This window comes from Rothia nasimurium, assembly GCF_928381705.1.
GTDB classification, from domain to species: Bacteria; Actinomycetota; Actinomycetes; order Actinomycetales; family Micrococcaceae; genus Rothia; species Rothia nasimurium_G.
Map to the genome: position 1 here is coordinate 72,890 of NZ_CAKMSR010000010.1, position 25,685 is coordinate 98,574.

Below are 25,685 nucleotides of genomic sequence, written 5' to 3' on the forward strand. Positions count from 1 at the left end.
TGTATACCTACGATTCTTTAATGAGGCTGACCATATGGGAGTAAGCAAATTTTTTAGAAAGCATATGTAGTAGTACTGGTTGTCCGACTAGCATAAGAACAGCAATGATTAGCCCCACCCGTGACTCAACAATAATCATTGCCAAGAGCCCAAGCGCGTTTACCAGAATAACAAGCAGGTAGGCCGGCTTGAAAGAAGACCAGAGATGGTGCCCTAGTAGTCTTGAGACAGCTATCTGATTGCGGAAGAGAAGCGAATAAAGCATGATAAATGCTGATAATGCGAAACCCGCAATAAGTCCAAGAATTAGGGTTACTGCACCAAATAGCTGAAGGTACTGATATATGCTTTTTTGTAGGCCAGCCACAAAGCTTTTAGATGATATAAAGATAGGCTGGTTATCGTCTAGGTTGTAAGACTCCAGGTATGAGAGGGAAGTATATTTATGAACTGCTTCTTCTGAAAGCTTTATATAACTTTGTTCTAGCCCAGAAGCGGATAGACTTTCCGACTCAAAGTAGGTCATGTTAGCGGATGTCGCAACATAAATAACTACATCAGAGCTGAGGAAATCTTTTTCTGGATCGGCGTTCCAAGTAAAAATATCACCGTCAAGAGAATATTCTTCAATATACGTGCTTTGATTCTGTGTAAAAGCTGTGACTATATTTTGTTCTGCTTTTCCTTTCCGCTGTGCTTCTTGTTCCAGCCAACTGGTCAGTGAGGCCTTATCTTGAGGGCTAAAATGCTCGGGCAATAAGAATACCTGTTCACCTTCTTCAGCTCTCTTAAGGGTAGCTGGTGGAATTTCTATGCCGATTCTTTTCAGGTAGTTAGGGGAAGCTGCCATGTACCAGAACTCCCGGTACGGAGCGTCTTCACCGAGAGCTCTCCACTGCTGGAGGATTTCCTGGTCTGCATAATAAGTGTTGACCAGCGATACCCCGTTGTCTTTCTCGATGGAGGCGTACCAAGCGTAGAAATCTTCGGCTAACTCAGTGGATTGACCGGTGAAACTTGCGCTATCTGAGCCTGCACTTTGAGAGTAAAGGATGTATTGATCGGCAACCTTGTCCCATTCTTTTTGTACTGTGGTTATTTTCTCTACCTCTTTGATTGGAGTATCAAGAAAAGAGGCAGTGGTATAAAGGCCTGCTGTGGTTGTTATGAACCCCAGGGCTAGCAGGGCCACAAAAAGTTTTTGTGGCCTGTATCCACGAACTGCATGAATCGGTTTCATGCCCAGCAGGGGCAAAGACGACAGCAAGAAACTAGCAATAGCAATACCTATAGTGAGCATAAGGGGACGGAATAGGGTAGAAGCTAGTGCCAGGCTTACTCCGAAATCTTTTAGGGTTAGCCAGGTTCCGATTGCAGTTAGTAGCGAGGTAGGTATAAGGGTGTAGGCCAGAGGTTTGGCTATGGTGAGTAAGTAGTTAGTCTTTGACCAGCCCAAGATAAGATAGGTGCCGAGTTCTTTTGCTCCTTGGGTGATGTAGATAAAGAGAACTAGAGTGAGCAGGGCTGTTGTCGAGAGCAATGACGTGAGGATAAAAATAGGCCATAGGCTAGTGCTTTGGTTACTTCCGGAGAGGGGGTTCAGAAGCTCTTCTTGGCTGATTCCACTGACTGCTGAGAGTTCTTGAAGGAAATCATTGAAATCCTCTTCACTGAAGCCGTACAGGAAATATTGTCCGTTGACTGTATTTGTTTCCTCCACCAAATCTGAAAACTTTCCTATGCTCAGATTTGGCCCGAAGGTAACTTCTGGTAGTTCTTGTAGGATGTTTTCCTCTACTGTGTAGAGTCCAAGGGTTTTTCCTTGTTCTGATGTGAGGAGATCCCCAATATTTTTGGTACCCAGAATAGTCACGCCCAGATAATTCAGTTCTGGCAAACTACTAAGATTGTTGGGGTCTGCGAGTAGACCTAGATGGGTTCCGTCCGCTGATCCGTCGACAGCAGATAGTTTTTTATCTGCCCTGATAAGGACAGCCTGCTCTTGAAAAATCTTTGCGTTTAGGTAGCCTTCAACCTGCGCTGCTTGGTCAGGGTTCAGGCTTGAAATGGTAAAATTTTTCCCTTGGTGCAAATAATTGGTAATTTCTTTTTCGTAGCCATCTGCTCGAACAGCAGCGAAAAGAGCTATATTCACGACCGCTAGCAAGACTAATAATGCGCTAGCAAAGTATTTAAGAGTTTGGCGCATGGTGCTACTCACCCCCTTGTGTCTTGTTTAATTAGCCACGGCAGTTCCAGTAGGCGGTTGCCTGCTGTGTGCCAACGAATTGAACAGCTGATGCCAAAACACCTGGCTTCTTCCAGCCAGAGAAGGTGGTGTTAGCGGTTGCAGAGTGGTCGTACGTGCCGCTTTGTACCTTGGAGTAGCTGTTGACACCCAGGCTGCGACCATAATCCCAGCTCACTGCACTGTTTTTGTAGTACACGGTTGCAGCTTCGGCTGCCGTTCCAGCACCAAAAGCCGCCGCAAGTACCAGAGAAACCCCTGCTACTGCTTTCAGAATTTTGTTCCTCATTTCAATCAACTCCTTTGTGATTTCTTGGTGGGTGTGATTAGCGCCATGTGTGATTCATAATATATATATATATAGTGATTTGCAACACCTTGAGCTGTTTGAGGTGAAGGAATCTTTTTATCAGTCTGAGGCCAAGTAGGCATGCAGCGAAGCTGCTGGCTCGGACGAAATGGGCGGGTGCATAGCACGCAAGAGCAAACGCAGTCTGCCGTAAGGCGAGGCATGAACCGCCGAGTAAAAGAAGCTCACCAGATGAGCTGGTGACAGTAAGGGCAAGCCTGCGAAATGAATAAGCCTCAAGATTCTTGGGGCTTTCGCATTCGCTGGGGGTGCAATAAACCCCACCACCTGCTCATGCAGGAGGTGGGGTTTGCACGTCGCTGGCCGGCTTAGTTGGCACCGAGCAGACGGTTGAGCTTGTTGAAAGAGGACTTCCAACCAGCTACCGACATTTCGTGCATGGCAGGGTCGAGAGGGCCCTGGGTGATGGTGACGCGAGTGGTGTTCTCGTCAATCTTCTCGAAGGCGGTGCGGTTGAGGAAGTAGGAGCCGGCTTCCATACCGTGGGCTTCAGCCAGCTCCTCACCGATAGCCTCATAGCCCTCGATCAGTTCACCGGGTACCAGCTTGTGGAAGGTGCCGTTGACGGGGGAGGTGAACTCGGGGTTCTCTTCGCTGACCATGACGAACTTCTGGGCACCGCCCTCGCGCACGTCAATCTCAACGGTATCCAGGGGCACGGTGAAGCCTTCGGGACCAAACCACTGGGGCATCAGGTCAGCTGAGGTGAAGGCCTCATAAAGGGCTTCGGGAGTGGCCTCAAAATCGTGGGTAAAGGTCAGGACTTCTTCGGGGGCAATGGTGCAAAATCAAAGTTCATGGTGTTTTCCTTAGGGTGGGAGCGATGGGCGCTCTGAAAGCGATTTACCTATTCTAATAGGTATATTTCTCGGGGTTCAGACAGAGATATCTGCTCTTGCACAAAAAATTTTTGACGAAACACTTGCATCCACCTAGCCCCAGGGGTTACATTTATTACAGATGGAGGTAAGACTATGAGTGCTCAGACAGCAACTCGCCTAAACCCAAACGAATTAACTGCCCATGAGGTGCAGACTCTTGAAAGCCTCGCTGCCGAATATTCAGCCAGCCCCGCGCTTCACATCCTTGTAAACATGATTCTAGCCGCGAAGGAAAGCGGTGAACCTCTTGAAATCTTTTCCCACGATAAAGAACTATCACCTAACCAGGCTGCTCAGCTCATCGGTATGAGCCGTCCTTTCCTGCTCCGTTTCATTCGTAATGGGGAACTGAAAAGCCATACTGTAGGAACTCATCAGCGCATCAAACTCCCCGACCTTCTAGATTTTCAAGAGCGTCGAGTACGAGCCAAAGCAGGTCATGAAGAAGCTGTGAAGGCTCCTGTTGCTGAGTCTGTACTAGATCTTTCCGACAGTGAACTTGAAGAGCTCCGTCTAGGGTTCCAGGTTGGCGAGGAGTAAATCTATAACTCGCTGAGCGATGGGTTCCTTCAGTTCACACTCCTGACAGATGGGGAGAGCGCCGCTTTCCCCATCTCTCGTTGGTACAAAAAATACTCCGCATAGGGATTGAACCGCTTTCCCCATGACGATGCTTTCTGTCAATTTCACCTTACTTGTGTAGTGGGCAACTACCTGTTCGGTTGGCTCAATATCTGACAGGCGGATTTTACTGCTCTGACTGTTGGTGAGTAGCTGAGCTAGATGGGAGTAGCTGACAAAAAGTTCGAAGACTAAACTGTCGGGGTCTCCCTGCGCATAAACGGACTCTACAAGACGTGTATCTGGTTGGAGCGGGCTCACCCAGTATCTGCGAATATCCTGCAGCGCTTTTTGATTCGATACTTTTACGCGGAGCGAAATAGAGGTATCACAATAGGTTTGGTGTGCTGTGTCGAGAGAAATATCAGGGTCACTTGCGGGTGAGATGTTGAGCGAGATGCTTGCCTTGTCTCCTTGAACCGTGACGGTATCGGAGACCGTAGCGCCGGGGGTCTTGACTGCTTGGTCAAGAATTGAAAGGAAAGCCGTTAAGGATTTTTGTCGTTCCTCTGCTAGTTTCTTCCGTTTCTCGTCCATGGTGTGAATAACGAGATCAAGCTTTTGAGGAAAGGCAGAGACCTTGCTCCTCTTCAAAAATTCTTGTGTTTCTGAATGGAAATGATCATGGGTAGCTGCATAGATAAGCCAGGGGACTGGTGCAAGAAAAATGACGGCCCCGCGCCAAGCGGCCCCGCACCGGTCGCGAACCTCGTATACAGTCTTACCTTCGATAGATGAACCTCGGTGTTTATCTGGTCTGAGTCCATACGCGAAGAAAGAGTCTGCATCACTGAGAAGAGGGTGGCTGAGGTGCAGAAAAGAAATACTTTCGAGTAACTCTGCAAAGGCAGACGAATCAGCTGTTTCCAGCTTCCTGACCCTGTCGTACATGACAGGGTCAGCAAAACTGTTGCGTGGAAGCCGTCTTAGAGTTTTGAGAGTGGGTCGAGTGATGCGCATACCAATATTCTAGGTGTTGGTACGCAAATAAAGTGGCAGTTTATGCCTGCTTGAGCAGTTCAGCCAGCTTGCCGAAAGAGCCCTGCCAGGAGGCCAGGGTCTGCTCATGCACACCGGCGGGCAGGGGCCCCTGGGTGAGCTTCAGAATGGTGCCTTCGCCGACGCCGTCTTCAGTTACCGCGGTACCCGCCTCAAACTCAAGGCGCAGACCAATCAGGGTATCTGAGGGCTGGCCGGACGGGGTGGGCAGGGCCTCCCGGTACTCGATCGTGTGGGGCTCCGCCAGGGTCACAAACCGCATGTACATGGGGGCCTGGAATTTAGCCTGGTCCTTGTGGCGCATGACGAACTGCTTGCGGCCGCCAATCACCGGTTCCAGGGTCAGGGTGTTGGGGATGATCTTCCAGTCGGCAGGCCCAAACCACTTGATGAAAAGCGTGGGGTTGGTGAAAGCCTCAAAGACCTGCTGCGGGGTTGCCGCGAACTCGTGGCGGTAGGTGATAGTTTCCTCGGGCTTGAGGTCGTCAATCTTAAAGTCGTTCATGTTCTACTTTTCGTCGCTGGTGGTCTTAGTGGTCTCAGCCTTCTCAGCCTGCTCAGCTGCCCGGCGGGCCTCGGCCTCAGCCTTTGCCTTCATATTGGCCTCCCAGCGGGCCTGAGCAGCAGCTGCCCGCTCGGCGTCCTTGGCGGCCTTACGGGCGGCAGCTTCTTCCTGGGCCCTTTGCTGGGCAACCTTCTTGGCGTAGTACTTACCCAAGAACTCGTCGCGGTAGTCGAAATATTCCCCGGAGTCGATAGCCGCGCGGGCGTCGTCCACCATCTTCACAATAAAGCGCTCATTGTGAATCGAGGCCAGGGTTGCCGAGAGGCGCTCGTCGGCCTTGAAGAGGTGGTGCAGGTAGGCGCGGGTGTAGTTGGTGCAGGTGTAGCAGTCGCAGCCCTCGAAGATGGGGGAGAAGTCGGTACGGTAGCGGGCGTTAGTCAGGTTGAAGCGGCCATCGGGGGTGTAAACGGCCGCGTTACGGGCCACGCGGGTGGGGGAGACACAGTCGAAGGTATCAACACCGTTTTCGATGCCGGTAAAGATGTCGTCGGGCTCCGAAATGCCCAGCAGGTGGCGGGGCTTGTTCTCGGGTAGCTCCTCGTTGCACCAGCGTACGATGGTGCCCAGATTTTCCTTTTCGAGAGCCCCGCCCAGGCCGAAACCGTCAAAGGGCATGGCGCCCAGATCACGGCAGGCCTTGCGGCGCAGGTCCTCATACTGGGCACCCTGAATCACACCAAAAAGGGCCTGGTAGGGTTTGCCCACCCGTTCAACGGTCAGGCGCTGGTGCTCAGCAATACAGCGCAGGGCCCATAGACGGGTGCGCTCTAGTGCCTCCTCCTGGTAGGCACGGGAGTTATAGAGGGTGGTCAGCTCATCGAAGGCAAACATGATGTCAGCGCCAATCTGGTGCTGCACCTGCATGGATACCTCGGGGGTGAAACGGTGAATATCACCGTTGATATGGGACTTAAAGTTGACCCCGTCGTCGTCCACATGGGCCATGCGTTCCTTGCCCGCCGCCACGTCGTCGTCGCCGATGGGACGGCCGTCCGCGCCGGTAGCCCCGGCCACGGTGCCCATGTCGATGACCTTCTTGAAGCCGGAACCCAGGCTCATCACCTGGAAGCCCCCGGAGTCGGTGAAAGTAGGGCCGTCCCAGTTCATGAACTGACCCAGACCGCCTGCGGCGTCGAGGACGTCCGGCCCCGGCTGCAGGTAGAGGTGGTAGGCGTTGGCCAGCAGGGCCTGGGCGCCCAAATCTTTCATAGCCTCGGGCAGCACGGCCTTGACGGTTGCCTTGGTACCCACCGGGGTGAAGGCGGGGGTGGCAATATCGCCGTGCGGGGTGTGAATGACGCCGGTACGCCCCTGGAAGGCGCCGCCGTTGGCGTCCACCTGCTTGCCGGTGGGTTGGGCAGTATCGGTCAGACGCTTGCCCAGTTCAAATGAAAAAGTGGGATCAGAAAATTCGGTATTGAGCACGGGAACAAGTCTACCGGGTGAGTGCGGAAGGACGCTGTGGCCCCGCTCCTTGAGGGTAAACGAAAGCTTCATAGGTATGCAGGAAGCACATACCTATGAAGCTTTCGGCGACATTCGGTGCGAGTGTGGGGTGCGATCTTAGTCGTCAGAGACGGTGACGGTCACGGGGATGTTGCCGCGGGTGGCGTTGGAGTAGGGGCAGACCTGGTGGGCTGCGTCGGCCAGTGCCTGGGCCTCGTCCTGGGGAAGTTCAGGAATGACGACCTCAAGCTCAACAGCCAGGCCAAAACCCTCACCCTGCTTGCCGATAGACACCTTAGCCCCTACGGAGGAGCCCTCGATGTTCTTCTTCTGCATGCGGGCAACCATCTGCAGGGCAGAGTGGAAGCAGGCCGCGTAGCCGGAGGCAAAGAGCTGCTCGGGGTTCAGGCCCTTACCGGAGCCACCCATCTCAACGGGAATGGCGAGATCGGCGTCAAAAGCGCCGTCAACGGTGCGGACGTGGCCGTTGCGGCCTTCGCCGGTTGCTAGAGCTTCGGTGGTGTAGAGGGGTTCCATGGGGTTTCCTTTCATGAGGTTTTAATTAGATTGTACACAATCTAATTGCGTGCAAGTAAATTGTTGGCTGATAATTTGCCCACAACCTATACTGGGTGGAATGAACCAAGACAGCAGCCTCGCCCTCGACAACCAGCTCTGCTTCTCCCTCTACCGCTCCAGCCGGGCCGTCACCCGCGCCTACCAGCAGCACCTGGGGGAGCTAGGTCTGACCTACCCCCAGTACCTGGTCATGCTGGTCATGTGGGAGAACCCCAACGGGCTGGGCATGAAAGAACTTGCCGCCCGCCTCGACCTCGACAGCGGCACCCTAACCCCGCTCATCAAGCGCCTGATTAACCACGGCCTGCTGACCAAGACCCGCGACGCCCGCGACGAGCGTCGCACCCTCATCAGTCTCACCCCTGCCGGGCAGGAGCTGAGAGGACGCGCGGCGTCCGTCCCCGGGGCCATCTACGCTGCCTGCGCGGTTGAGGGCCTCGACGTCCTGGCCCTCAAGGCCGAACTCGATGCCCTAGCCGAGCACCTGGCCGAAACACCTCCACGGGCAGATGGAACCAAGTAGGTTAGGGGTATGATTTTTGCGCGTTTCAAAGCCCGCCCCTTGCTCACCTGCGTCGCTCTGGTCCTCTGCATAGCGGTTGCATCGCTGCTGAGCAATATCACCACAGAAGCCCAGCTCTCGGGCCAGTCTGAGGCCATCACCTATGTGCGTAAAGTGGTGAGCAAGTTCCTCAACTCGGGTACCCTATGGGCGGCCCTGGGGTTCTACGCGGGCTGGCTGTGGTCTGGCAGTAGAACTCGCCCCGCCCCGCTCTGGGTGCCTGTAGCAGCCGCGGTGGCAGCGTCCTTAGGTGCCCTAGCCGGGCACTACGCCCTGGGGAACCTGCTGGGCATCATGGAAGCCAGCATCTGGATTGAGAACTACCACTGGTTTATTGCAGCCGTTATCATATCGGGGCCCCTGGGCTGGTTGGGCGCTAGGTCCGCGCAGGACGACCGCACAGGGAAGCTCCTGCGCTATCTGGTTCCCGCGGGGGCTGTAGCAGAGCCCCTCGTCACCGGCATGTTCTGGTATCCATCAGGGTTCAGTTTCCCGGTGTCTGAGATTGCCTCAAGCTATACCGTGGGCCTATTGCTGATGCTTCTAGGCGCGCTGGGACTTTGGGCCGTCTACTGCGCGAATAAGGCGGCCGCCCCCACCCTAGAAAACCCGCGCCGCCGCTTCTAACACCATCCAGGCCTGGAGCTGGGTCGAAAGATCAACCGGCTGGGCAGGCTTGAGCACCTCAGAAATATGCCGGGTGACATCGGGTGAAAAGAGGGCGACAGCCTCACCGCGAATCTCGGTGGGGTCGATACCGAGTTCGTTCATGGGCAGGTCGGGGTCGAACTCGCGGCGTCCGTCCCAGAAGAGTTCGGCGGTTGCAAGGACGAGATCCTGCGCCTGCTCCCGCACGCCCTGCGGCAGGGCAGCGTGAGTGGCAACCTCGGCAAGGTAGCGCACCAAAATACCGGTAAAAAGCCCGCCGTCCCCGCCGCCCTGGGTCGCTAGAACCCGCAGGGTTTCTGCCTCTGACACCTCAAAATCCCGGCCAAACTCCCGGTCAATACCGGCCAGAACCTCGGCGATATGCTCAGCCGGGTCAACCGTCAGCAGCTCAGACTTGCCGGCATCAAGCACCGCCAGATAGGCCGCGAGAACCGGCCCCTGGTTATAGGTATAAAGACCGCTCTCCACCGAAGAAATCTCGGCGCGAGCCCCGCGCCCTGCCACCTTAACCCCGTCCAGATAAAGGCCGCGCTCCGCATCAAAGAGGTTGGCGTGCAGCCAGTTCAGCAGGGCTGCTGCCTCGTCATACCGGTGGGCCCGCGCGAGAGCCAGAGCAATGGGAGCGGTCGCCGGAGTGTTCTTAAAATCGTGGTCCTTGGACCAGAAGGCACCCCCGCCCACCTCAGCGGTGCAGGCAGCGGCCAGCTCCCGGTACAGCCGGGTGGCGGCGTCCTGGGCTGCAGAATCCCCGTTACCTTTCACCGCGAGCGCCAGTCGGTTGAGGCGCTCGCAGGCCAGGGTCAGCCAGGCCATGTCGTCGTAGAAGGAGTTGGGGTAGGAGCCGAGGTTGCGCATCTGGATGCCGCGCAGTACCGCGCGGGCCTGGCGCAGGGACGCTTGTGCCTGGCCCTGCCCGTCGGGTGTGGTGAGCTGGCGGAAGCCTGCATCGACGAGGTTGTCGAGCAGGTGGGCCTGCCACCAGTAGTGCCATTCACCGTGCCGCTGGCTGCGGCGGCGGGTGTCGGGGTGGAGGGTGCGCCCTAGCAGGGTACCGGGGACGCCTGCGACCCGGTGCCCGAAGAGCCGCGTGACGGAGTGGGCTGCTGTGCCTGCCCGCTGCCCCAGGGTGTGGCGGTGCTCGGCGGTGAGCGCTGCGAGCTGGTCGGGTGAGTGCTGCAGGTGCTTGGGGTGCATGGCGTTTCTTTCTTTGGCGCGTCGGTGGGCGGTGGTGTGGGCCGGTTTTTAGTCTACCGGCTGGGCGGTGCCGGTGCTCTTGTGCCGAATGTGCCTCTTATTCCCGAGCGGGTGGGCTTACTCCCGACATTCGGGAAAAGGCGTCACATTCGGTGGCAGGGTGCTTCTGCTAAAGTATGGTGAATGCACACCTCTTCTTCTGCTGGGCGGGCTTCTGCCGTCTGGGTTTATTTATCGTCTGCTGCCCTGTCGATGTTGGGCAATTCTATTGCCGGTATTGTGTGGCCTTGGCTGGTGCTGGAACGCACTGGCAACCCGGCCGCGGCGGGTATTGTGGCTGCTGCGATTGCGGTGCCGTCGCTGGTTTTTGCCTATTTTGGTGGCAACCTGGTCGATAGCCTGGGCCGTAAACCGGTATCGGTGATTTCGGATATTATTTCGGGTCTGTCGGTGGTGGCTGTGATTGCGGTCGATATGGTCTTTGGACTGACGCTGAGCTGGTTCATCATTATCGGTATTTTGGGTGCGGTGGGTGATATTCCCGGTATGAGTGCCCGGGCTGCCCTGGTCGGCGATGTTGCTGAAACATCGGGTAAGAAGGTCGCCCAGATTTCTGGCTGGAATCAGGCCCTGAGCGGGGTGAGTTTCTTGGTCGGACCCGCTGCGGCCGGTGTGCTGATGACGGCCCTGCCCATTGAGCAGGTCCTGTGGATTACAGCTGGCTGCTCCCTGCTTGCTGCCGCCCTGACCGCCTGCTTGCGCCTGCAGAAGGCGGGCGCGGACGTCCGTGCTGAGGGTCAGGACGCCGCTGCCCAGCTGGGTGAGGACGGGCAGGTGCCAGCGTCCTCCCCTGAAGCCCCTACCGAAGACCCTTTCAAGGGGCTGGCGGGCTGGAAGAAGGCCCTGGGCTACCCGGTGATTCGTCTGCTGGCTCTGGATTCTTTGCTATCGATGGCCCTGGTAATGCCCTATCTAATGGTGCTTCTGCCCGCCCATTTCCAGGGGATTAACCAGCCGGGGCTGTACGGGGCGTCCATGTCTGCCTTTGCCGTGGGCATAATGGTGACCAGTATGGTGGCGGGGAAGATTATTCCCTTCCCGCGCCGGGCCTGGGTGGTGGGTATGGTCTTCTATACCCTGGCCTTCTTTGGCATGGCCTTGCTGGAGACTTCCTGGCTAGCCATCGTGGGCTTGGGGATTTCCGGCTTGGGCGGGGGTATTATGAACCCCCTGCAGACCCTGCTGGTGACCGAGGGTGTACCCGAGCAGATTCGCGGCCGGTCGTTCTCAATCTTTATGGCTATTAGCCAGGTGGCCGCCCCAATCGGTCTGGTGGCAACCTCGGCGGTGCTAGCCTTTGTGACGATTTACCAGGTGGCCTGGGCGCTGGCTGGCCTTTGGCTACTGGTGGCTATCTACCTGGTGATTCGGGGCCTGCAATTACTCCCAGCAAGGAGCACTGAGTCGGTAGAAGAGAGCAGTTCTGTTCCTGTAGCTGACTAGCTTCAGCCCGCCTGTATCGAATGTACCTCTTAGTCCCGAGCGGGTGGGCTTACTCCCGACATTCGGGAAAAGGTGTCACATTCGGCGGCTAGCGAGCGGCACCCTCAAGGAGACCTAGCCTCCGCCCACTCTGTACCGTCACGGTCTGCCCGGTGAAGGGGTGGGGGAAGGTCAGCGACCTAGCCAGTAGCTGCAGGGGTAGGGCGGGTTCGTCCTCGGCGATGGGCAGGACGGCCGGGTAGACCACATCCCCCACAATCGGCGCCCCTGCCGCCGCCAGGTGCACCCGCAGCTGGTGGGTCTTGCCGGTATGCGGCTCCAAAAGATAGTGGGCCAGGAGCGTACCCGCCTGCGGCAGGGGCAGGGCCGGGTTGGCCTCAGAGGCTGGGGGCAGGACGCCGTCCGCCATCTCAAACACCTTCAGGCAGGTAATACGCGACTGGGCATTGAGCCCCTCAAAGGAGGCACCGGAGCGGCGCCGCTCGCGCCGCTCAGCTTTGGTCTCAACGGGCAGGGGACCGGTGTCACCGGGCAGGAGCTCAACACCGGTATGGGCTACCTGCATAGCCCCGTGCTGGTTATCAATGCGCGAGCGTACCGTCAGGCTCTCACCCACCTCCAGCCCGGTGATAGGGGCCGCGATGGCCTCGTAGGTCTTGGTGGGTTCGCGCCGCTGGAACATGGTTTGAAAGGGGGCACGGGCCTCGGGGGTCTTGGCAAAGAGAACGACCCCGGCGGTTGCCCTGTCCAGGCGGTGAATCGGAATCAAATCGGGGTTGTTCTCCCGAACCCGCAGCTGGGTCAGGGCAGTATGCGCGACAAAGGAGCCGTTGGGGGTGGTGGGCAGGAAGTGGGGCTTATCAATGGCCAAAACCCACTCATCCTCGTAGAGCACCGGCATGTCAAAGGGCACGGGCTTTTCAACCCCCAGTTCCCGGTAGTACCAAATCTTTTGCCCTGTCAAAGGCGCATCGGGGGCAACCGCCTGACCGTCGGCGTCCTTCACCTCATCGCGCTCAAAGCGGGAGGTAAAGAGGGAGCGCTCGTGGGGGTAGAAGCGGGCAACCAGGTAGTCCAACACCGTGCTTGCGCCCAGGGTGTCGTCCTCGGGATTGCACGCGTCGGGCAGCACAAAAGAGACGGCGTCAATCCCGTTGCGCTGGGGCAGGGGCTTGGGGGAAAGGTGGCGGTTGATTCGGCGCATGGGCTCTATTATCGCAGGTAGACCCCAAGGCCTGCTTGATAGAGTTGAACTGCCTCTCTCGTGGACTCCACGCGGTACATCCATCCTTAAGAAAATCTCCGCGAGCGTGAGACCAGAGAGGAGGTAATGGCTGTGGCTAAAAGCAAGGCTAAGAAAAACAGCCCCGACAAGATTGCAGTCAGAATCGTCGCTACTGCAATACTCATCGGAGCTGTAGCAAAGCTTTTGGAAGCTATCGAACCGTTCATTCGATAGGTCCTACAGCAAGGGGTGACTCTGGTAGTAAGCGGCTACCGGGGTTGCCCCGCCTTGTTTGCTGTCATCCTTAAGATAAAACCAGTTTATCTGCTTTGTATTGTGCGTCAAGGGTGGCTAAAGGGAACCCACCATCAGCTCCCGCACCACCCGGTAGCTGGCCTCAAAAGCGGGCAGGGGCAGGAACTCGCAGTTGGAGTGGAAATTGTGTGCCCCCGTGAAGAAATTGGGGGTGTAGATTCCCCGGGTGGAGAGATACGAGCCGTCGGTGCCCCCGCGCATGGCCAGGTTGATGGGCTCGATACCCAGCCGGGCAAAGGCGGCGCGCAGATGCTCGGCCGCCACGGCGTTGGCGCTGGTTTTGGCGTCCTCAAGGTTGCTGTAGATATCTGAGATATCCAGCTGCACGGACGCCCGCGGGTTGGCTTCTGCCGTCCGCTCAGCTAGGTCGCACAGGAAGTCTTTTTTTGCCTCGTAGCCGGCCCGGTCGTGGTCGCGGATGCTGATATCGACGGTTGCGGTGGCCTGGTTGCCCGCTATCCCGTTGACCCAGAGGTAGCCCTCACGCCCCTCGGTGTGCTCGGGGGTTTGGGTGCGGTCGAGGGCCGCCACAAAGTCGTGGGCCACCAGAATCGGGTTGACCAGGTTGCCCTTGGAATTCATGGGGTGGGCGGTCACGCCCTCAACGTGCAGGCGGGCATGCCCGGCATTGAAAGTAGCCTCGACCAGCTCACCCAGTTCGCAGCAGTCCAGGGTGTAGGCATAATCCACGGGGAAGCGCGCCAGGTCCATGGTGCGCACGCCCAGCAGGCCGATTTCTTCATCCGGCACAAAGGAGAGGTAGATATCGGGGTGGGCGGACGCACCCGCCCCGCTTCCCTGCCCCTGGGCACCTGCCTGCCCGGCGGCGTCCGCGTCCGCAGCTAAGAGCCGCACGGCTGCTTCCATGACCGAGGCGACCCCGGCCTTGTCGTCCGCTCCCAGCACACTGGTGCCGTCGGTGATGATGATGCGCTGGCCCGTATAGCGGATGATCTCGGGGTGCTCGGCCTCGCGCAGCCAGATGTCGAGGTCGGTGTTGAGGCAGATGTCCCCGCCGGGGTAGTCGATGACGCGGGCGTGCACGTCGGGGGAGAGGTTGACATCGACCGTATCGAGGTGGGTGCAGAAGCCGATGGCGGGGGCTTCGGTGCCCGCGGGCAGGGTGGAGGGAATGTGGGCGGTCAGCACGCAGGTGTCGCTCAGGTGCACGTTGTGGGCACCGGCTGCCGTGAGTTCGTCCTTGAGCAGGCGGGCCAGCTCCCACTGCCCCTGGCTGGTGGGCACGACCGACGCTGAGGCGTCCGACTGGCTAGAAATCACCGAGTAGCGCAGAAAGCGGGCAGCTAGCGCTTCTTGTAGGTCGGTATCGGGGGCGTAGGTGGGGGTGAATGTGGTGGTGCTCATGGTGAGTAGTCTACTCTTGGGGCGCGGAAACTTAGCTCAGTAGCTCCTGGCAGCCGGGGCAGCGGAAACTGATGCGGTCGGTGTCTTCCTCACGGGCGTACAGGTGGCCCGCTGTGTAGCGGTCGGCGCCGGTACCGGTTTCTGAGAGGTCTTCCTTGATGATGGTTTCCCCGCAGCGGTAGCAGGGGCGACCCGCCCGCCCGTAGCACCAGAGCGGTTCGGCGCTGGTGCGGGTGACCCGGTGCGGACGCCCGCGGTTAGCATCCAGCAGCAGGCGGGCAATGGAGACCATGGCAGCGATATCGGGCACCGCCCCCACCGGGGTGCGCGGGTCAAGACCCGCGAGAAAACAGGTCTCAGCCCGGTAGATGGTGCCGATACCGGCCAGGTTCTTCTGATCGAGCAGGGCTACCCCTAGGGGACGCTCCGGCCGGGCGGTCAGGTTAGCTACCGCCTGCTCAATCGACCAGTCGGGGCCAAGCAGATCGGGGCCCAGGTAGGATAGGCGGTCAGCTTCTTGGCTAGTGGGGAAAACCTCAAGTAGTCCCAGGGTGAAGCCCACGGCTTCGACCGGGTGGCTGCCGGGCACTACCTGCCCGTCGCTATCAAGCCTTGCATTAGCCTGAATCAGAGCCCGTACCTGATCAGCCGGGCGCCGCCACTTCTCACGTGTACCGTCCGTATCTAGCCCGTAAAGGTGCCAGATGCCGTCCATCTTCAGGTGGGAGTGCACGGTCATCTCACCAATGCGCAGCAGAATATGCTTACCCCGGGCCAGGGCCCCGTGAATGGGCTGACCCGCCAGATTGATGTCGGCAACCTGGGGGTAGCGGAAATCCGTAGTGTGGGCTGTTCTACCGGCAAGAGCGCGGTGGAGTGAGCGGGCCTGCCGCCACACGGTATCACCTTCAGGCACTGCTAAACACCCCTCCGTGTTATCAAAATGTGACCTGTCTAATATGACCTATCTATGACGCCTTGCGCGCCCCTCTGCTCACAGTGTAGACCAGATTCGCTGCAAAACTTGCGTGCCACCTGCTGAAAGGGTGTATAGTCGTTTCACGTCATGCTTCACCGTTGAAGTTTATGGCCCAGCACTAACTTAATACAAAGGGCAGGCTCATGCGATGTTGCTAGAGTAGGCCCTGACTCCTTAGGCGGTCTCCCAGCCGCCTGTCCCCTAGATGGAGGTCAGAACAATGAATCTGCTCTTTGCCGCACTCATGGTTGTTATGGTCATGATGCTTGTGATGTCTCTCGGTGCTTTCTACGTGCACCTTACCCGCAGCGTCCGCGCCTTCCGCGCTGGCTACGAGGGCATGGAGTACAACCTCACCGCCTAATCAATGAGAGACCGCTAGCCACTCAGAACCTCCCTTGCCCCACGCAAGGGAGGTTCTGCTGTTTTTAGGAATAGTCCTTCCGCATGCGCAGGCCGCGCGGGGTGGCGTAGAAACCCGCGGCCAGCAGGGCCCGGCGCAGGGTGAGGACGGGGTGCTCGCCGCCCTCTGCTGCTGCGTCCGGCTGGTCGGGAGCAGGGGGTAGGGGGCCCGGCGCGCTGAGCACATCCACCCCGCCCGCGGTTTCGATGACGATTTTGTCGGCTACTCCGGCGCGCACCAGCTGGCCGATCAGAGGTGCGGACGCCTCCACCCGGTCGGCTCGGTCGGTAAAGGGCAGCAGGGTTTTACCGCCGCGTTCCAGGTAGAGGGTGAGCTCCCCGTCAACCAGGATGATGACGGCCCCGGCCTTGCGCCCTGGCTTGTGCTTGATGGGGGTGCGGTCGCTGTCCCAGGCCACGGGGACGGGCCAGGGTAGGGCGGCACCGTAGGGGTTAGCCGGGTCGGTGGCAGCGAGCAGGGTGACCGAGTGGCGGGTGCGGCGCACCGGGGCGTAGGCGGACGCGCCGGGTGCGGCGCCTTGCCCCTCGTCTGTGGCGGTGGTGTCGTCCGCCGCCCGGAGCCTATCGACGGTGGAGGAGGTTGAGAACTGGGCGGCGCCCAGGCCCTCTATGAAGTAGCCGCGGCGGGCCAGGCCCTTTTCTTCGGCGGCAGACAGTACCCGGTAGACCCCGGCGAAGCCGCCGGGGGTGTCCTCAACGGTCACGGCCCCGCGGGTGAGCACCCCGTAGCGGTCCATGAGCAGTTCGGCGCGGGCGGCAGCTGCCACGGTGGCATCGAGCGGTTCGGCCTCGATACGGGCCCAGCGTCCGCCGTCGATAGGGGCGACCTGGGCGGATACCGCCGGGGCCCGGCCCACGCCCACCCCTAGGCGGGAGGCCGAGAGGCGGGAGGCCCCGCGTCGCATTCCCACGGAGCGGGCCCGGGGAGCGGGGGCGGCCACCTTGTGGGCCGAAGCCCCGCCCGAGATCAGGGCCCGCACCGGGGCGAAGGTATCGCCGGTGACTAGCCCGGCCCAGATCAGGTTCCAGAGGGCGGTTGAAATCTCCTGGGCGTTCGGGGGCGTGTTACCCAGTGAGGCGGCCAGGGTGGCGAGCTGGGTCTGAATCTGGCTGAAGAAGAGCCCGCCGGTTAGCAGCTCGTAGATGGTGTTTTCGAGGGCTCCCAGGGCGGCGAGCGCCTCGGTGCGTTCTACCTCATCGGGCAGGGTCAGGGCCGCGCTCTCACCCAGGTGTAGAGCGACCCAGCCGTCGTCCCCGGCGAGCTGGCCGGCGCCCGTCCAGATGACGTCCCCGGCGCTCATGGCTGAGTCGAGCAGGGCGGGGGTGTAGTCGCTGATGCGGGCCTTGAGAATCAGAGGTTCGAGAGCTGAGGCGGGCACCCGCACCCCGGCGAGCTGGTCGATCACGGTGAGTAGGCCGTCGTAGCCGCTGAGCATGGCGCTTTCGTCCCGGCGGACGCTGATGGGCTGGGCCGGTGCCCCGAAGGTGCCGGGTGCGGCGGTGGTTTCGGTGACCTGCCAGGAGCCCACATGCTGCCAGGGCGGCAGGAAGCGGGCGTAGGTACCGGGGGTAACGGGTTCGACGTCGGCGCGCAGGGCTGCCAGGGAGCGGGAGCGTAGGGTGCGCAGGACGGCGGCGTCCACCCATTCGGTTCCGGCCAGGTAGGCGGGGTCGGTGGAGCCGGTACGGGCGGCGGCTAGCTCGGCGCGGAGCTCTTCGGGCAGGAACTCACCGGAGATAACCCGCCGGTCTGCTGCCAGGGTGCGCAGGGCGGTATCGACCACCGAGACGCCCAGGGAAAGGGCGGCAGCAGCCTGGGCAGCGGTAAAGGGGGCGTGGGTACGGGCGTAGCGGGCGACCAGGTCAACCAGGGGAGCCTCGACCGGCTCCAGGAAGGCTAGGGGGACCCCGATGGGCAGGGGTACGCCCAGGGCGTCTCGCAGGCGGGCGGCGTCCTCAATGGCGGCGTAGAGTTCCCGCCCGTGCAGGCGGAAGCGCAGGGCCCGCCCGGCTGTCACCAGGGCCTCAAGGTGGTCGGTGGCTTCGGCTTCGGTCAGGACGCGCTCGCTCGGTTGACCTGCCTTGGTGCCGGGAGCGGGGGCGTTGGCGTCCTCACCGGAGCCTGCCCCTGCGTCCTCACTGGTGCCCTGGTCCAGAAGCACCCGCAGGCGCTGGGCTGCCTCGGCGGCGGTCAGGGGGCCGAGCAGGCGCAGCAGGTCGGCGGCTCCCTCCACCCCGCGCAGGCGGTAGCCCGCAGCGGTGCGCTGGAGTCGAGCCTCGGTGGAACGGATGACCTCAACATCGAGCAGTTCGCGCAGCTCGTCCTTGCCGAGTAGTTCAGCTAGCAGGGCAGGATCCAGGGCCAGAGCAGCGGCGCGGCGCTCGGCCAGGGGGGAATCCCCGTCGTAGAGGAACTGGGCCACATAGCCAAAGAGCAGGGTGCGGGCGAAGGGGGAGGGGGTTTCGGTTTCCACCTCGCTGATGCGTACCTTTTTGGCCTCAAGATCCTTGTGCAGGGCGGTCAGGGCGGGCAGGTCGTAGACGTCCTGCAGGCACTCGCGGGCGGTCTCCAGCAGGAGGGGGAAGGTGGGGTACTTGCGGGCCACATCCAGGAGCTGGGCGGAGCGCTGGCGCTGCTGCCACAGGGGAGTGCGGCGGCCCGGGTCCTTGCGGGGTAGCAGTAGGGCGCGGGCGGCGTTCTCGCGGAAGCGGGAAGCAAAGAGGGCAGAGTTACCCACCCGCTCGGTCACGATGTCTTCGAGCTCGGCCGGGTCGAAGATGAAGAGGTCAGCCCCGGGCGGTTCGGCCTCCATAGCAGGGATGCGTAGCACGATGCCGTCGTCAGCGGCCATAGCTGAGGCATTGACCCCGTAGCGTTCCTCAGCCCGGGCGCCGACGGCCAGGGCCCAGGGGGAGTGGACGGGCATACCCAGGGGCGAATGCAGAATCAGCCGCCAGTCCCCCAGCTCATCGCGGAAACGCTCGACCAGCAGGTGCTTCTCGCTGGGCACCTGGCCGGTCGCCTCTGCCTGCTCCGCCACGTAGGCCAGCAGGTTATCGGCGGCCCACTGATCCAGGCCAAGGCCGCGCAGGCGGGCGTGGGCGGCACCGGCGTCCTTACTGTTCTCAAGGGCCAGCTCCCGGGTAAAGGCCCCCAGAGCCCGCCCCAAATCGACGGGACGGCCCGGCGAATCCCCATGCCAGAAGGGCAGGCGCCCGGGGACGCCGGGGGCGGGGGTCACCGTCACCCGGTCGTGGGAGATGTCCTCAATCCGCCAGGACGAGGCCCCTAAGGCAATGACGTCCCCGGCCCGGGATTCATAGACCATCTCCTCATCCAGCTCACCCACCCGCTTGGGAGCCTTGGAATCCTCAGCCCCGGCAATGAAGACCGGGAAGAGACCGCGGTCAGGGATCGTACCGCCGGAGGTTACCGCCAGGCGCTGGGCCCCGGGGCGGCCCTCAATCGTCCCGGCATCCCGGTCCCAGACAATGCGGGGGCGTAGCTCGGCAAACTCGTCCGAGGGGTACTTACCGGCCAGCAGATCCAGGGTTGCCTCAAAGGCCGCCCGGGGCAGGGTAGCAAAGGGAGCCGTTGCCCGCAGGGCCTCAAACCAGGCCTCCACGCTAATCGGCCCCAGGGCGCAGGCGGCTACGGTCTGCTGGGCCAAAATATCCAGGGGGTTAGCGGGAATGGCCAAGGGCTCAATCTGCCCGGCCAGCATACGCTGTACGGTCACTGTGGCGTTCAGCAGGTCACCCCGGTGCTTGGGGTAGAGGTAGCCGCGCGACACCTCTCCCACCTGGTGGCCAGCTCGCCCCACCCGCTGCAGGCCAGAAGCTACCGAATGCGGGGCCTCCACCTGAATCACCAGGTCCACATGGCCCATATCAATACCCAGTTCCAGGGAGCTGGTTGCCACCACGCACCGCAGCTGCCCCGACTTCAGGGCCTCCTCAATCAGGGTGCGCTGGTCCTTGGACAGCGACCCGTGGTGGGCCCGCGCCAGCACCGGTGGAGCCCCGGCAGCCGCCGCCGAGCCCCCCATCACCTGGGCAGGGGGCTGGGTCGAAAGGGGTAAGGACGCACCCGCCCCCGGCAGGCGCTCATCGTCAGCTTCCAAGCGGGCTGGGGTGTCCTTGGCTAGAGCCTCAGCCAGTACATCGGCCAGGGCCTTCGGCTCCCCGCCGGTAGCCGCGTAGGTGCGGGCACCGGTGGAGGCGCTCGCGGTCACCTCACCCAGCTCCCCGCGGGCCTCTAGACGGCCCAAGTAAATCTCGTTGAGGCGGGCCGTTAACTTCTCAGCCAGCCCGCGCGAGTTAGCAAAGACAATGGTGGAGCGGTTAGCCTCCACCAGGTCCACAATGCGCTCTTCCACATGTGGCCAAATGGAGGCCTGGTAGCCGTTGAGGTTCGGGGTTTCGCCCCCGGCGCCGGAGCCCGGGGCGGACGCCGCCACCTGCACCTCCTCGATGGTGAGGTCAGGCTGGGTTCGGTTCTGTGCCTGGGGAGCAGATTCTGTTTCCTCACCGGGGAAAACACCCACAGCATCCCACAGGGCCTGCTCGGCACTTGCCCGTGCAGGCAGGGGCTGGTCAAAGTAGTCAGAAGAAGGCTCGTCTGGTTGGGAACCCAGGGCAGGGCCTGCCACCGGGCGGATACCCAGGGCCTCAGCCACCGTTACCCCTTGAGGCAGGGACTCCGCCAGCCGCACAGAGACTTCCGGCCGGGTGCCGGCGTCCGCCAGGGTATCGGCCTGCACGGTGCCGTCGTCGAAAGCGCGGTCCTCGAACTCGGTGGCGTCCAGGGAGCGAATCTGGGAGCGGGTACGCTCGGTGAGCTTATCCAGGTAGGCACCCGACCCGGCGGGCGCTGGGGCTGGCCGGGGGCTACTGCCCTGCTTGAAGGAGTTACCCCCCTCGCCGTAGGTGTTGGGGCCGCCCAGAGCCGTCATATCGGGCACCGGCACCGAAAGGGTCAGCTCCCACTCCTTGGCCGAGGGCGGGCGCACAATCTGCACCGGCACACTGCCACCCAAAAAGCGGGCGACGGTTTCAACTGGCTCCACGGTAGCCGACAGCCCCACGCGCTGGGCCGGGGTCTCAAGAATCTGGTCCAGGCGTTCAAGGGTCACCGCCAGGTGAGCACCACGCTTGGTACCGGCAACCGCGTGCACCTCATCGATAATGACCGTATGCACCTTGGTCAGGGTCGAGCGGGCCTTAGAGGTCAGCATCAAAAAGAGAGACTCGGGGGTGGTAATCAGAATATCCGGCGGGTTAGAAATCAGCTGGCGGCGTTCCTTAGCCGGGGTATCACCGCTGCGCACACCCACCCGCACCTGCGGCGGCTCTACCCCCAGCTGCCGGGCGGTCTGGGCAATACCGATCAGGGGAGCGCGCAGGTTGCGCTCAACATCCACACCCAGGGCCTTGAGGGGGGAAATATAGAGGACGCGGGTGCCCCCGCCCCCTGCCTGCTGCGCCTGCCTGCCACCGGCGTCCGCCCCCTCATCGTTAGCGGCCCCGAGTCCCCCGCCCCCGTGGTTCTCAAAATGCAAGCGGTCAAGGGCCCACAGAAAGGCCGAAAGGGTCTTACCCGATCCGGTCGGAGCCACAATCAGGGCATGGTGACCCGCCGAAATCGCCTCCCAGGCCCCCGCCTGGGCAGCCGTGGGCGCAGAAAAAGCCCCCTCAAACCAGCGACGGGTGGGGGCCGAGAAAAAACTCAGGGCACGGGAGGTAACGGGTTCTGCCATAGCCCCCATTATCCCCTTAAAAACAAACGGGCCGGGCACACCGGGCAACCTGGAAGGTAGCCCGGTGCACCCGGCCTTGAGAGCACAGATGCCCGCCGCTTGGCTAGGGGGTAGCCCCCACCGCGCCCACCGAAAGCTGGGCGACAGAGGTGTTAGAGCAGGCTTCCGCCGCAAAGTTCAGCACCAGGGCCTGGGAGGAGCCAGGAGCCTGCACCGAGTAGCCCGCAGCAGAAACGCTCTGGCAGGCATCCCCGTAGAGCTGGGCCCGGGTCTCACGCAGGGTAGCGGTCAGAGAATCGCCGGGAGCAATCACGCCACCCGAAGACGACCACTCGGTAGCATTCGCAGCTGCCGCCCCCACCTGCTGGCCGGCCGCATTAACGTAGTGCACAGCGGGGTAGCCGCTCATGGTGCAGTTGGCATCCCCGGTATTGGTAAAGGTCAGGGTGATATAGCGCGAACCCGCTGCACCACCGCCCTGAGCCACCGCGGCCTCAATATAGAGCTGGTCGTAATCACAAACAGCAACACCAGCTGCCGAGCTGGCGAACTGGCTACCGCTCGCGGCAGGGTTCTGGGCGCTCACGGTGGGCTCTACGGTGATAACGGTGCCGGTGGGCACCGGTTCAGGGTCAGCGGAGGTACTGGGGGCCGGGGTGACCTCTTGCACGGTGGGCTGACGGGTGGTTGCCGCTGCAGAAGGCGCGGCGCTGGTAGCCAATCCGGTGGGCGAGGGGGACGCCTGCGCGGACGAGGTCGTAGCAGCCGGGCTGCTCACGGTGCTTTCTGCGGTGGTGGTGCCGGTAGTGGCGCTACCGCAGGCGGTGAGTACTGTGAGCAGGCCAAGTGCTGCGAGGGGGAGAAGGGGGATACGTGCTTTCATGCAGCCTACATTCCGGGCTGTAGGGTGACGCTTGCCCCGTCCATTCCCTCGGTGTATTCGGTCTGGCAGCTCAGGCGGGAGCACTCGTTGGCGATGTCGTCAATCATGTCGAGCAGGTCTTCTTCTGCCTCTTCGCGGGGCAGGGTTGCTTCGATGTGCTCGGGGTCGATGAAGGCGTGGCAGGTGGCGCAGGAGGCGTTGCCACCGCAGGTTGCCAGCACGGGGAAGCCTGCTGCGAGGACGGCCTCAAGCATGGTCTGGTGGGGTTCCCAGGTGACGTCCTTGGTGGTGCCGTTTTCGTCAGTGACCGTGATGTTTACGCTCAATGTGTTCTCCGTGTGCTGGGCAGCTGTGAGGCTGCGGGTCTAGGGTCTGTCCCTATTTTATGGGGGCAGGTGCGCCTATCCCCGCTTTTTGTGGTTAAAACTACGGTGGGCGGACGCCTGCCGCCAGCTTGGTAACGGGGTGTTACGCTGGGAGACAGCTGGGGGGGGGGGGGGACAAGAAAAAACCGGCCTCCCGAAGGAGGCCGGTTTTTATCGGTGGTGCGCCCGAAGGGATTCGAACCCCCAACCTTCTGATCCGTAGTCAGATGCTCTATCCGTTGAGCTACAGGCGCATCATGCGTTGACCGGCTTTCTCGGCCCGTCGCGGCAACAGGTAATACATTACGCAGGTTTGCGTTGCTGTGCAAATCGAAAATGCGTGACCCTGCTCTCAAAAGGGGTGAATCTGGGGTGAAAACCGCGTAAATACGCGGAAAAAGAGGGGGTGAAGAAAGTTGAAAAAGTTTACCCGGGCCCGCATTCTGTTGGCCAGACCACAGGTCAAGAGGACTGTAACGAAATATTTACGTACTAATGAGGACAAACCGGGGCGAGCTATGTACTCTGGAAACACACGATGAAGTGAAAGTGCACCGCGCGACGCGTTTATTCATTGATATGGGTGGCGCGTTTTTCTGTTTCTACCCGCCTGCGGGCTAGTGGCAGGGCGGGGCACGCGCACCTGAACAACACAGTGGAGTGTTTCAGGTCAACGATTTATAAGGGGAAGCGTCAGATGACTGACATTTCAATCGACAACGTAACCGCACAGGCACCCACCACTCACGCAGAGCTGCTGCAGTGGGTTGCTGATATTGCCCAGATGACCCAGCCTGATCGTATCTACTGGGCCGACGGCTCCCAGGAAGAATACGACCGCCTGGCAGGCGAATTGGTAGAAGCCGGTACCTTCCGCAAGCTCAGCGACCATGAGTTCCCGAACTCCTACGTTGCCTTCTCAGACCCCGACGACGTAGCTCGTGTAGAAGAGCGCACCTTTATCTGCTCAGCCACCGAAGAGGGGGCTGGCCCCACCAACAACTGGCGTGACCCCGCCGAGATGAAGGCTACCCTGACCGAGCTCTTTACCGGGTCTATGCGCGGCCGCACCATGTACGTCATTCCTTTCGTCATGGGCTCGCTCGATGCCACCAACCCCAAGTTTGGCGTCGAAATCACCGACTCAGCCTACGTGGTGACTTCCATGCGCATCATGGCGACCATCGGCGCCGATGTGCTGAAGAAGATGACCGAAACCGAGGCCTTCTTCGTTAAGGCTCTGCACTCGGTGGGTGCCCCCCTCGATACTGGACAGGCGGACGTCCCCTGGCCCTGCAACCCCGAAAAGTACATTGTGCAGTTCCCCGAGGACCGTGAAATCTGGTCCTTCGGCTCCGGCTACGGCGGTAACGCCCTGCTGGGTAAGAAGTGCTACGCCCTGCGTATCGCCTCAGCTATCGGTCATGACGAGGGCTGGATGGCCGAACACATGCTGGTGCTCAAGATGACCAACCCCGAGGGCGAGAGCAAGTACATCTCGGCGGCCTTCCCTTCAGCGTGCGGCAAGACCAACTTTGCCATGATGGACCCCACCATTGACGGCTGGAAGGCCGAAATGGTTGGCGACGACATTGCCTGGATCGAATTCCGCAACGGCAAGCCCTTCGTTGTCAACCCCGAGGCAGGCCTCTTCGGCGTAGCCCCGGGCACCGGCTGGTCTACCAACCCCAACGCCATGCGCGCCATTGCCAAGGGCAACACCATCTTCACCAACGTTGCCCTGACCGACGATAACTCTGTCTGGTGGGAGGGCAAGACCGATGAGGTGCCCGAGCATCTCATCGACTGGCAGGGCAATGACTGGACGCCCGAATCTGGCCGTCCTGCTGCCCACCCCAACTCGCGTTTCTGCACCCCTATTTCCCAGGCAGACATGCTGGCTGAAGAATACTACGCACCGGACGGGGTTCCCCTCTCCGCCATCATCTTCGGCGGCCGCCGCAAGACCACCGTGCCCCTGGTTGCTGAGGCTTCTAGCTGGGAGCAGGGCGTCTTCCGCGGTGTGACCCTCTCATCCGAGACCACCGCTGCCGCTAAGGGCGCTGTGGGCGTGGTCCGCCGTGACCCCATGGCTATGCTGCCCTTCATCGGCTACAACGCCGGTGACTACATCCAGCACTGGATTGATCTGGGTAAGAAGCACGGCGAAGAGAACATGCCCAAGATTTACTACGTCAACTGGTTCCGTCGCACCCCCGATGGCGGCTTCGCCTGGCCCGGCTTCGGCGAGAACTCCCGCGTGGTCAAGTGGATTTTCGACCGCTTGGACGGCAAGGCAGCCGGCGAAGAGACTTTCCTGGGCGTTGTTCCCGGTAAGGGAGATCTCGATCTAGCCGGTCTTGATATCAGCGATGCAGAACTGGCCGCTGCACTAGCCGTCAATAAAGATGAGTGGGCAGAAGAGCTGCCCGGTATTGACGAGTGGCTAGCTTTCCTCGGCGATAAGGTACCCGCTGAAATTCACGCCCAGCGCGATGCCCTGGCCGCTGAGCTGAACTAAGGCATATCGGACTTTCGCTCATGTAGGGCACTGTTATCAGCGTCCTTGCGAGTGAAAGTAAATAGAGCGACACGGATAAGGAGGTGACCTGTATAAAAAGTTTTTATACAGGTCACCTCCTTAACCTCATGGGCGTAGTAGGACGACCCCAAAGAGTGGACGTAAAGCCGACTTAATATTCTGTAGAATGCTTAAGAATGGCTGAATTTTGTG

General features: G+C 60.6%; 21 protein-coding genes and 1 tRNA gene. 7 read left to right on the forward strand and 15 right to left on the reverse strand.

Annotated features, from left to right (window positions below):
* Positions 1–7: 7 nt before the first annotated feature.
* The 3 genes from L6762_RS09165 to L6762_RS09175 form a co-directional block, all read right to left on the reverse strand.
* A complete protein-coding gene (locus tag L6762_RS09165; RefSeq protein WP_237186953.1) occupies positions 8–2,209 on the reverse strand; it encodes a hypothetical protein in 2,202 nt (733 codons plus the stop codon).
* A gap of 31 nt (positions 2,210–2,240) precedes the next feature.
* Positions 2,241–2,537: a hypothetical protein gene (locus L6762_RS09170; protein ID WP_237186954.1), complete on the reverse strand. Its 297-nt coding sequence runs from the start codon at positions 2,535–2,537 to the stop codon at positions 2,241–2,243.
* A 389-nt stretch (positions 2,538–2,926) separates the two neighbouring features.
* Entirely contained in the window at positions 2,927–3,397 is a 471-nt protein-coding gene (locus tag L6762_RS09175) for an SRPBCC domain-containing protein (protein ID WP_336603594.1), read from the reverse strand.
* 195 nt (positions 3,398–3,592) lie between these two features.
* On the opposite strand from L6762_RS09175, the gene L6762_RS09180 reads away from it, so the two are divergent.
* Positions 3,593–4,039 (forward strand): helix-turn-helix domain-containing protein, encoded by a 447-nt coding sequence (locus L6762_RS09180; RefSeq protein ID WP_237186956.1) that lies wholly within the window; start codon positions 3,593–3,595, stop codon positions 4,037–4,039.
* On the opposite strand, the gene L6762_RS09185 is transcribed toward L6762_RS09180, so the two are convergent.
* From L6762_RS09185 to L6762_RS09200, 4 genes are all read right to left on the reverse strand, one after another.
* Positions 4,013–5,080: a DUF3039 domain-containing protein gene (locus L6762_RS09185; protein ID WP_237186957.1), complete on the reverse strand. Its 1,068-nt coding sequence runs from the start codon at positions 5,078–5,080 to the stop codon at positions 4,013–4,015. The two genes, L6762_RS09180 and L6762_RS09185, sit on opposite strands and share 27 nt — an antisense overlap.
* 40 nt (positions 5,081–5,120) lie before the next feature.
* Entirely contained in the window at positions 5,121–5,624 is a 504-nt protein-coding gene (locus L6762_RS09190) for an SRPBCC family protein (protein ID WP_237186958.1), read from the reverse strand.
* Positions 5,625–5,627: 3 nt separating this feature from the next.
* Positions 5,628–7,109 carry a tRNA guanosine(34) transglycosylase Tgt gene (tgt, locus tag L6762_RS09195; RefSeq protein WP_237186959.1) on the reverse strand — a complete coding sequence of 494 codons (1,482 nt, stop codon included), beginning with the start codon at positions 7,107–7,109 and terminating at the stop codon, positions 5,628–5,630.
* 138 nt (positions 7,110–7,247) lie between these two features.
* Positions 7,248–7,667, reverse strand: a complete 420-nt coding sequence (locus tag L6762_RS09200) for an organic hydroperoxide resistance protein (protein WP_237186960.1) — start codon at positions 7,665–7,667, stop codon at positions 7,248–7,250.
* A 100-nt stretch (positions 7,668–7,767) separates the two neighbouring features.
* Here L6762_RS09200 and L6762_RS09205 point away from each other — a divergent pair, with 100 nt between their 5' ends.
* Both L6762_RS09205 and L6762_RS09210 read left to right on the forward strand, forming a co-directional pair.
* Positions 7,768–8,232, forward strand: coding sequence for a MarR family winged helix-turn-helix transcriptional regulator (locus L6762_RS09205; protein WP_237186961.1), 465 nt, complete (start codon positions 7,768–7,770; stop codon positions 8,230–8,232).
* 9 nt (positions 8,233–8,241) lie between these two features.
* The gene (locus L6762_RS09210; RefSeq protein WP_237186962.1) at positions 8,242–8,898 is read left to right on the forward strand and encodes a hypothetical protein; all 657 of its coding nucleotides are present in this window, start codon (positions 8,242–8,244) and stop codon (positions 8,896–8,898) included.
* Here L6762_RS09210 and L6762_RS09215 read toward each other — a convergent pair.
* A complete protein-coding gene (locus L6762_RS09215; protein WP_237186963.1) occupies positions 8,872–10,134 on the reverse strand; it encodes a glycoside hydrolase family 76 protein in 1,263 nt (420 codons plus the stop codon). The two genes, L6762_RS09210 and L6762_RS09215, sit on opposite strands and share 27 nt — an antisense overlap.
* Before the next feature lie 183 nt (positions 10,135–10,317).
* On the opposite strand from L6762_RS09215, the gene L6762_RS09220 reads away from it, so the two are divergent.
* Positions 10,318–11,637, forward strand: coding sequence for an MFS transporter (locus L6762_RS09220; protein ID WP_237186964.1), 1,320 nt, complete (start codon positions 10,318–10,320; stop codon positions 11,635–11,637).
* An 88-nt stretch (positions 11,638–11,725) separates the two neighbouring features.
* Here L6762_RS09220 and L6762_RS09225 read toward each other — a convergent pair whose 3' ends face one another.
* Complete coding sequence (locus L6762_RS09225) at positions 11,726–12,841, reverse strand: pseudouridine synthase (protein WP_237186965.1); 1,116 nt, start codon at positions 12,839–12,841, stop codon at positions 11,726–11,728.
* Between the two features lie 132 nt (positions 12,842–12,973).
* On the opposite strand from L6762_RS09225, the gene L6762_RS11950 reads away from it, so the two are divergent.
* A complete protein-coding gene (locus tag L6762_RS11950) occupies positions 12,974–13,096 on the forward strand; it encodes a hypothetical protein (RefSeq protein WP_272878483.1) in 123 nt (40 codons plus the stop codon).
* Between the two features lie 117 nt (positions 13,097–13,213).
* Here the strand turns inward: L6762_RS11950 and L6762_RS09230 are convergent, their stop codons facing one another.
* Positions 13,214–14,542, reverse strand: coding sequence for a peptidase T (locus L6762_RS09230; protein WP_237186966.1), 1,329 nt, complete (start codon positions 14,540–14,542; stop codon positions 13,214–13,216).
* Positions 14,543–14,573: 31 nt separating this feature from the next.
* Positions 14,574–15,458, reverse strand: coding sequence for a DNA-formamidopyrimidine glycosylase family protein (locus L6762_RS09235; RefSeq protein ID WP_237186967.1), 885 nt, complete (start codon positions 15,456–15,458; stop codon positions 14,574–14,576).
* Positions 15,459–15,741: 283 nt separating this feature from the next.
* On the opposite strand from L6762_RS09235, the gene L6762_RS09240 reads away from it, so the two are divergent.
* On the forward strand, positions 15,742–15,885 hold the full coding sequence (locus L6762_RS09240; protein WP_237186968.1) for a hypothetical protein: 144 nt from the start codon (positions 15,742–15,744) through the stop codon (positions 15,883–15,885).
* Positions 15,886–15,949: 64 nt separating this feature from the next.
* Here L6762_RS09240 and L6762_RS09245 read toward each other — a convergent pair whose 3' ends face one another.
* The 4 genes from L6762_RS09245 to L6762_RS09260 form a co-directional block, all read right to left on the reverse strand.
* Complete coding sequence (locus L6762_RS09245; protein WP_237186969.1) at positions 15,950–21,703, reverse strand: Lhr family helicase; 5,754 nt, start codon at positions 21,701–21,703, stop codon at positions 15,950–15,952.
* Positions 21,704–21,806: 103 nt separating this feature from the next.
* Positions 21,807–22,586, reverse strand: a complete 780-nt coding sequence (locus tag L6762_RS09250) for a DUF4232 domain-containing protein (RefSeq protein ID WP_237186970.1) — start codon at positions 22,584–22,586, stop codon at positions 21,807–21,809.
* A gap of 5 nt (positions 22,587–22,591) precedes the next feature.
* Positions 22,592–22,912 (reverse strand): 2Fe-2S iron-sulfur cluster-binding protein, encoded by a 321-nt coding sequence (locus tag L6762_RS09255; protein WP_135013785.1) that lies wholly within the window; start codon positions 22,910–22,912, stop codon positions 22,592–22,594.
* Positions 22,913–23,129: 217 nt separating this feature from the next.
* Positions 23,130–23,205 (reverse strand) — tRNA-Arg (locus L6762_RS09260).
* A 443-nt stretch (positions 23,206–23,648) separates the two neighbouring features.
* On the opposite strand from L6762_RS09260, the gene L6762_RS09265 reads away from it, so the two are divergent.
* Positions 23,649–25,472, forward strand: a complete 1,824-nt coding sequence (locus L6762_RS09265) for a phosphoenolpyruvate carboxykinase (GTP) (protein WP_237186971.1) — start codon at positions 23,649–23,651, stop codon at positions 25,470–25,472.
* The last annotated feature ends 213 nt before the right edge of the window (positions 25,473–25,685 follow it).